Annotated in this window: 15 protein-coding genes; 10 read left to right on the forward strand and 5 right to left on the reverse strand. The window is 60.7% G+C overall.

All coding sequences use genetic code 11. From position 1 onward, the window contains the following. The coding region (locus QZ409_RS08370; RefSeq protein ID WP_342394829.1) for a helix-turn-helix domain-containing protein at positions 1–168 on the reverse strand (168 nt) is incomplete at its 3' end. Positions 169–194: 26 nt separating this feature from the next. Here QZ409_RS08370 and QZ409_RS08375 point away from each other — a divergent pair. The 6 genes from QZ409_RS08375 (at position 195) to QZ409_RS08400 (ending at position 2579) form a co-directional block, all read left to right on the forward strand. Continuing rightward, entirely contained in the window at positions 195–500 is a 306-nt protein-coding gene (locus tag QZ409_RS08375) for a hypothetical protein (protein ID WP_296709297.1), read from the forward strand. Between the two features lie 10 nt (positions 501–510). Beyond that, positions 511–1053 carry a DUF2249 domain-containing protein gene (locus QZ409_RS08380; protein WP_296709300.1) on the forward strand — a complete coding sequence of 181 codons (543 nt, stop codon included), beginning with the start codon at positions 511–513 and terminating at the stop codon, positions 1051–1053. Next, positions 1050–1367 (forward strand): metal-sulfur cluster assembly factor, encoded by a 318-nt coding sequence (locus QZ409_RS08385; protein ID WP_296709301.1) that lies wholly within the window; start codon positions 1050–1052, stop codon positions 1365–1367. Before QZ409_RS08380 ends, QZ409_RS08385 begins: the two co-directional genes overlap by 4 nt. After that, positions 1364–1609, forward strand: a complete 246-nt coding sequence (locus QZ409_RS08390) for a hypothetical protein (RefSeq protein WP_296709303.1) — start codon at positions 1364–1366, stop codon at positions 1607–1609. The genes QZ409_RS08385 and QZ409_RS08390 overlap by 4 nt, the downstream gene beginning before the upstream one ends. Before the next feature lie 51 nt (positions 1610–1660). Beyond that, complete coding sequence (locus tag QZ409_RS08395) at positions 1661–2008, forward strand: carboxymuconolactone decarboxylase family protein (RefSeq protein ID WP_296709306.1); 348 nt, start codon at positions 1661–1663, stop codon at positions 2006–2008. 142 nt (positions 2009–2150) lie between these two features. After that, entirely contained in the window at positions 2151–2579 is a 429-nt protein-coding gene (locus QZ409_RS08400) for an Rrf2 family transcriptional regulator (protein WP_296709310.1), read from the forward strand. Positions 2580–2644: 65 nt separating this feature from the next. Here QZ409_RS08400 and QZ409_RS08405 read toward each other — a convergent pair whose 3' ends face one another. From QZ409_RS08405 to QZ409_RS08415, 3 genes are all read right to left on the reverse strand, one after another. Beyond that, positions 2645–2962, reverse strand: a complete 318-nt coding sequence (locus tag QZ409_RS08405; RefSeq protein ID WP_296709312.1) for a hypothetical protein — start codon at positions 2960–2962, stop codon at positions 2645–2647. A gap of 72 nt (positions 2963–3034) precedes the next feature. Beyond that, positions 3035–3343 carry a DUF2249 domain-containing protein gene (locus QZ409_RS08410; protein ID WP_296709315.1) on the reverse strand — a complete coding sequence of 103 codons (309 nt, stop codon included), beginning with the start codon at positions 3341–3343 and terminating at the stop codon, positions 3035–3037. Between the two features lie 30 nt (positions 3344–3373). Further along, the gene (locus QZ409_RS08415) at positions 3374–3910 is read right to left on the reverse strand and encodes a hypothetical protein (protein ID WP_296709319.1); all 537 of its coding nucleotides are present in this window, start codon (positions 3908–3910) and stop codon (positions 3374–3376) included. A gap of 184 nt (positions 3911–4094) precedes the next feature. On the opposite strand from QZ409_RS08415, the gene QZ409_RS08420 reads away from it, so the two are divergent. The 4 genes from QZ409_RS08420 to QZ409_RS08435 all read left to right on the forward strand — a co-directional run bounded on the left by QZ409_RS08420 (position 4095) and on the right by QZ409_RS08435 (position 6354). Continuing rightward, positions 4095–4403 (forward strand): hypothetical protein, encoded by a 309-nt coding sequence (locus QZ409_RS08420; RefSeq protein ID WP_296709323.1) that lies wholly within the window; start codon positions 4095–4097, stop codon positions 4401–4403. Between the two features lie 86 nt (positions 4404–4489). After that, positions 4490–4984 (forward strand): DUF6522 family protein, encoded by a 495-nt coding sequence (locus QZ409_RS08425; protein ID WP_296709325.1) that lies wholly within the window; start codon positions 4490–4492, stop codon positions 4982–4984. 94 nt (positions 4985–5078) lie between these two features. Next, positions 5079–5525, forward strand: a complete 447-nt coding sequence (locus QZ409_RS08430) for a CBS domain-containing protein (protein WP_296709329.1) — start codon at positions 5079–5081, stop codon at positions 5523–5525. Between the two features lie 208 nt (positions 5526–5733). Next, entirely contained in the window at positions 5734–6354 is a 621-nt protein-coding gene (locus QZ409_RS08435; protein WP_296709332.1) for a DUF488 domain-containing protein, read from the forward strand. A gap of 8 nt (positions 6355–6362) precedes the next feature. Here the strand turns inward: QZ409_RS08435 and QZ409_RS08440 are convergent, their stop codons facing one another. Continuing rightward, the gene (locus QZ409_RS08440; RefSeq protein WP_296709335.1) at positions 6363–6563 is read right to left on the reverse strand and encodes a hypothetical protein; all 201 of its coding nucleotides are present in this window, start codon (positions 6561–6563) and stop codon (positions 6363–6365) included. Between the last annotated feature and the right edge of the window lie 187 nt (positions 6564–6750).

Here is a 6750-nt window from a genome sequence, read left to right on the forward strand (position 1 = left end):
CGGCCATTCCAGCCCCGCAGCCGCCGATCGTTTCAAATAATCCTGGATTGTGCTGCGCGCCACGCCGAGACGCCGCCCGATCTCGCGCGCGCTCACCCCGTCGTGGTGAAGCCGTAACAAGTGTCGCAATTGTCGCATGCTCAGTTCCCGCTTCGCCGGCATTCCCATCTCCCGTCGATCATCGACGAACTGGAATGCCGCAGTTGCTGACCTGCGGGGAGCAAACTTTGAGAGCCAAAAGATCGGCTCAGGTGGCCGGCTTCATTTCGGAATGGTGGCCGACATCAAATCGGAATCACGGCCGGCTTCAAATCGGAATCGGTGGCCGGATTGAATCGGAATTCGCAGCCGCCGGAGCGATGCTGGCGGCCACAGTCCAGATCTGCATCGAATTCGTGCGAATCCGCACATTGCGCTTCGTGTCGAAGCCAATGCTGCCGAAGGACGCCGACGCGCGGCCGAGGCTGCTTCTTCCCAAACTGCAATCTTCACAACCTTGAGGAGACGTCGATGGCGCTTGATCCCTATGAACTCGACTTGCGGCCGATTCTGCGGGCCGGCGGAGAGCCTTTCGCCGACATCATGCAGGCGGCTGATGGACTGGCGCCCAGCCGATCCTTGCGGCTGCTGGCGACATTCGAACCGGTTCCGCTTTACCGGACGCTCGCGCGAAAAGGCTTCGATCATGCCGCCCGGGAAATTGGCGACGGCGACTGGGAAGTCCTTTTCACGCGCGCCGATTCCGCGAGCGGCGCAGGTCCGGGCGAACAGCCTCGGCCTTCGGCGGGCCTCACCGCCCAGGCGTGGCCGGAGCCGCTGTTCCATGAGGATTTGCGGGATCTTGACCCGCCCGAACCGATGGTGCGCGTGCTGGCGTCGCTGGAGGAGATGAGACCCGGCGAGGTCTTGTCGGCTCTCCTGTGCCGCGAACCCTTGTTTCTGTTCCCCGAACTGCGCCAACGCGGCCACGACTGGCGGGGCGCGGCGGAGCCGGACGGGAGGTCCTACAGGCTCCTGGTGCGCGCACGCGTGGACAGCGAGGCCGCGGCATGAGCGAAGCAAACGATCTTGTGCAGGGCGTGCGCGAAGCGCTGCGGGAAGTCATCGATCCGGAGATCGGCTTCAATATCGTGGACATCGGCCTCATCTATGACATTTCGGTCGATGAAGGCGGAATCGTCAGGATCACGATGACGACGACGACAAAAGGCTGTCCGGCAACGAACTATCTCTGGGAGGGCGCCGGCGAGGCGGCGCAATCCGTCGCCGGCGTGCAAGGCGTCGACGTTCTACTCACCTACGATCCGCCATGGTCTCCCGACATGATGAGCGCCGTTGCGAACGACATTTTGGGGGGCGGCTGGTGACGCAGGAAATGTCTTCGGCAGATCCGGCTTCCGCGACCATGTCGCGATGTGAAGGGCACGACGCCGTCGTCGGCCTGCTGCTCGACGCGCTGCGGAAGCTTGCCGACGCGGGCGAGGTCGATCCGGCTTGCAGGATCGCCGGCACGGCTTGTGTCATTCTGCGCCGCTGCGCCCCCGCGGCCGAGCATCGCTTCAACGCGCTGCTTCATCGTCTTTCGCGTCGGCTGCAAAAGGTGGATTGACATTGTCATTCATACGTCTGGCGACGTCGCCAACAATCAAGGAGTGTTGAAATGTCCGAGTCCCTGTATCCCCCTGCATCTCGCGAGATTTCCGAGAAAAGGCGGGCGCTCGCGCCCGAAGCCGAAAAAGCCTTCCAGGCCTTCAGCCGTCAGGTCTTCGCCGACGGAGCGCTGCCTGCAAAAACCAAGCAACTGATCGCCGTGGCCGTCGCGCACGTCACCCAGTGTCCCTATTGCATCAAAGGCCACACCAAGGCAGCGTTGCGCCACGGTGCCACGCGGGAGGAATTGATGGAGGCGATTTGGGTCGCCGCGGAAATGCGAGCCGGCGCCGCCTATGCGCACAGCGCGATTTCCTTGGCGACGATGGACGAAGCCGATCGGCCGAAGGGCGACTGACTGTAGGTCAGCCGTTCGCGCTCGACCGGCGCTCGCTGCCGCGGCTTGCTTGAAAAAGAGATATTGCAAGAATATCTTTCGTCACGTAAGGGCGCAATATGCCGCAAAATGATCTCGGTCGGCGCTTTCGCAAGGAGCAATCATGCGACTGATGACATTCACTGACTATGCTCTTCGGCTGCTGATGTACGCTGCGGCGCAAGAGGGCCGTCTGATCACGATTGAAGAAACAGCCGAGGTCTTCAATATTTCGCTCGGCCACGTCAAGAAGGTCGCACACACGCTGGCGCGCGCCGGCTATTTGAAGGCGGTGCGCGGCCGCATGGGCGGTCTGACGCTGGCGCTGCCCCCAGAGAAGATTCGCCTCGGCGATGTCATCCGTACGACTGAGCCCGATTTCGCCATGGCCGAATGTTTCGCGCCCGGCAATCAATGCATCATCACGCGTCATTGCCGGATGCGCGGCATCCTTCACGAGGGCCTGGACGCGTTCCATGCCGTTCTCGACAAATATACGCTGGCCGACCTGATGCTCAGGCCGAAAGACTTCGGCATCCGGCCGGCCGCCTGATACGCTTTGGCGCCGCCGTCTTGGCGTGGGGCTGTCGCGCTCGAACGGTCAAGCAAGCGCCCCGCTCAAGCTTGGCGCGCGGCGAGTTGAGGAAACTTAGCGCACGACAGCGATAGTCCGGCCGGACGGCGTTGTTCAGCCGCCTCGGCAAGCGGCGCACCGGCCGGAGCGGCGGCACCACGCATTGCAGCCCGCGCCGCGGCGAACTCCATCCATTCACGGAGAAGCCCCTGGTCTTCCCTCGAAAAGGGCGCGCGGCGCCTAAGGTCGTCGAGCGTTTCACCGGGATGGCACCACGAAAAATCCTCTTGGACCAGCGATTCAAGATAAATCCGTTCGGCCTCATTGGCCGGTCGCAAATAATCATGCGAGTTAGTCAGCATAGCGGCATCTCCGTTTGATCTTTCGGATCGTCGGCCTTCGCCCTTCGCTCTCTGGCGACGACATCCTTTCATTCATGCATGTTGCGGCGGCGGCGAGAATGATTTCTGACTGCTCCCGCATGATCTTCCCGCCCCACATTTCCGCAGCTGCAAACGCACGCGCCACACGTCGGGCCTCGCCTCCAGAAACATCCAGTCACAGCGTTCGCCACGGCGAGCCTCCAACTGTAGTCGGAGGGGTCTTGGATCATGATCGACCACGAGCTGAAGCAATTGCTCCGGATCGAGGCGCTCGAACAACTGAAAGGTCACCTTGTGCCGATATTGCGGGGCGATATCCGCGACCTTGATGACACGTTCATTTCGATCCCGGTCCAGCATGCTTTGGCTCCGCACGGCTCGATTGCGCATTCATTTTGTGGCGGCCTCTATTGCCTCACGGGCCTTTCTATCGACGCCGCGATACAGCGCCGACACGCGCCAGATCGTCCGTTCTGCAATCTCGCGCTCCAGCAGCCCGCGCACGAACGACTTAAATAAAGGCTTCAAGATGCGGCCGGTTACGCCGCGCTCGGCGCACATGAGGTCAAGCATGTTGCGCGCGAGAGCGGACAAGCCGGCGGGTTCGGTCGCGGGATCGAAAATAGCGCGCAGTTCCTGCTCGACACGCCGCCAATTGGCGCCGGAAATATGCGTCAAGATGTTGTTGATGTGCGAATGCTCACGAAAAGCGATGAGGGTGCGGTACGCCAGTTCGTCGACGGAAATTTCCGCGCGAGCGGCCCAAGCTCTTGGCTTCGACGTCGCGGCGGAGGTCTCAAGCTCTGGAATTGCGCTGATTGCGAGCTTGGACGCCCGCTGATCGTTGAGATTCGGTTGGTGAAACATTGAGGCCTCGCTTAAACAGATATTTCTTATATACCTTATCGCACGCCATGCGCGACGCAAGAGAAAAATGGCCTGTCAGGCGGCTCATTATCGGGTGGTGAGCGGAAGCTCGCACATGGACATGCGCCCGGGAGGTCCTCGCCGCTTTCCATTGTCGGCCCAATCTTGCCTCTCTTCCCCTTGAAATAGCGGAGCACTCGTTATAAGGTGCATTATAAATATCTCTTTTTGGGAGGACGCGGATATGTTTGAACGTTTCAAGCAAGGAGCCTTCGATATCGCGACCGCCAGCAAGGCGCCAGAGCCTCACTTGTGGGGCGTCGCCACGAAATCGGACGTGGCGGGCGAGGCCACGCGGGAAAATAGCGAAAAGAGATACGGCGCGGCGGCGGATAGAGCCAGGATGAAGGGCGGAATGGCCCAACTGGACGGCGAAATTCTAAGACGTATGTCGCGCGAGATTTTCCGCGATCTCGGCCTCAAGGAGGCGGCGATAGCCGCCTATTTCGCCCGCTACGGCAATGCTTCACATCGCAAAGCCGAAACGGCCTGACGGCGCGGGCGGGCGCCGGCTAAGGCGAGCGCGGCGCTAGGCGCCTTGCGCCGCCCTCCATCCTCGTTCGAAAGGAGGCGATCATGTTGGAACATCAAGAGACGCCGGCACTCCGGGCATCGCCACCTGGCGAGGAGCCGCGCCCGGCCGAAGCGAACGCAGGCGCCGATTGGGACGTCATCAGCCAGGCGTCCTGGGAATCGTTTCCAGCGAGCGATCCTCCTGCCCGGATCTACCGGGGGCGAAATGAATATCCGCCGGCGGCGCGGCGGCGATCACAGATGGAGCGCGAGATGAACGTCGAAATTCGTGGCGAAGAGATCGTCGTGGACGCCCAATTGCTTGGCGACCTCCTGGACATTCCGCCTGCGGAGGTCCCAGCCTTGATGCGCGCACGATCGATTACAAGCATGTGCGAGCGTGGCGTCGATGCTCACGACGGACAATATCGGTTGAGCTTTTTCTATCAGAACCGCCGCGCCCGCCTGAGTGTCGACCGCGACGGGCGTATTCTCCGCCAAAGTTCGATCGACTTCGGCGAACGGCCGTTGCCGGCCTCGATGCACAGGCCCGGCGATTAGCCGAATTGCCGCACTTGGGTGCAGCTGGGACCGAAAACCCTCTCGTTTGGAGTCAAGACGAGCGCCAATCATCAATGTGAAAGGAGCGACAAAGATGCTTCAGGTCAAAGATGCGTTGACGGCCGCACGTATTCGGCTGCTGACGATCGGCGTTGACCGCCGGTTGACGGAGGCCGCCTCATTGCTTGCTGACGGGGGCCGACGAATGGTGGTGGTTTGCAACAACGCCGGGGCGATGGTCGGCGTTCTCACCCGCGGCGACATCGTGCGTCAAATCGGAGATTGCACTGGTTGCGCATGCATGGCCGAGTGCGCGTACGTCATGAGCGCCGACGTCATTTCCTGTCGTGCGGAACAATGGTTGCGCGACGTCTGGTTGATGATGAATGAGCGCGGGTTGGTCGATGTGCCAATCATCAACAACGAAGGCGAACCAATAGGGTTGCTGACTGCGCGTGACGCTCTCGAATTGCTTCTTTCGGAAACACTATATGAGGAGAAAATCGTGATAGATTACATAACGCGTGTTGGTTATCACTAACTTGGCGGTTCGGCCGTGGTTGCTGAATGCGTTATTTTATTCCAGGCGGACTTTGAGAAGCTGTCGCCGCGGGAGTTTACGCGATCCGGCTTTTCGAACGCCGAGCGGGTCATGAAATATGATCGGTCGACAAGGACCACGATAGCCATTTCGCGGTTATGGTTCACGCATGCGGCGATCTTCATCTCGATGGACACGCGGCGGAACAATGTCTGAGAGAAATCAGCAAGATGACCACGTTGGCGCGGATTCAGCAAAGCTGGCGTCAACGCTGCGCAGCGGCGTTTCGTCCCCATCCGAGACGGCGTGGCCGACAGGCGCGATCTTTACTGTCGGCCACTCGACTTTGCCGACCGAACGCTTCATCGCCTTGCTAAACGCCTACGGCGTCGAACGTCTTGTTGACATCCGCTCCGTGCCGCGCTCGCGTCACAATCCGCAGTTCAACGGCGAGGCGCTCAGCACTAGTCTGCGAGCAGGCAAGATCGACTATCTCCATCTCGCCGCGCTCGGCGGCTTGCGCCACGCTCACAAGGACTCGCCCAACACCGGCTGGCGCAATATGAGCTTTCGGGGTTTCGCCGATTACATGCAGACGACGGCCTTTGCCGAGGGACTCGAACGGCTCGTCGGCTTTAGCCGCGAGCAGCGAATTGCGATCATGTGTGCAGAAGCCGTTCCCTGGCGATGCCACCGTTCCCTGGTCGCCGACGCGCTGAGCGTTCGCGGAATTCCGGTCGTCGATATCCTATCGGAAACAAGCTGCCGATTTCACCAGATCACGCCTTTTGCACATGTCGAAGAGACGCGCATCACCTATCCAGTGTAGCGTCCGCGCTACTGCAACAACGGATTTTGCGCGGCGTCGAGATCGACGCCTTGAATGTCGGCCTGTGCCGCGAGAATACTGACATATTGCCGAACGGCCTTTTCCTCGACGGCGGCGCGAAGACGTTTGGCGATGCCGTCTTTCGCCATTTCGAAAGGAAGCCTCGCTCCGGGAATGCGCTGGTCCACCGATACGGTATGGAAAGCCATAGCGCATCCTCACCAGTTCGCTCAACAGACCGATAGGCCCGAGCCGGGTATCCATCCGGCGTAGCACGCAGGCGCAGGCAGCCGGATTCAGCGCGACCGCCTCGCCAGGATCGTCGGATCGTCGTTGTGGATTTTGATGAGATCGATCAGGTTCTCGATGCCGAAGTCTGTGAAGGCCATTTCGCCA

The sequence above is a fragment of the Rhodoblastus sp. genome, from assembly GCF_019449565.1.
In the GTDB taxonomy this organism is placed as follows: Bacteria; Pseudomonadota; Alphaproteobacteria; order Rhizobiales; family Beijerinckiaceae; genus Rhodoblastus.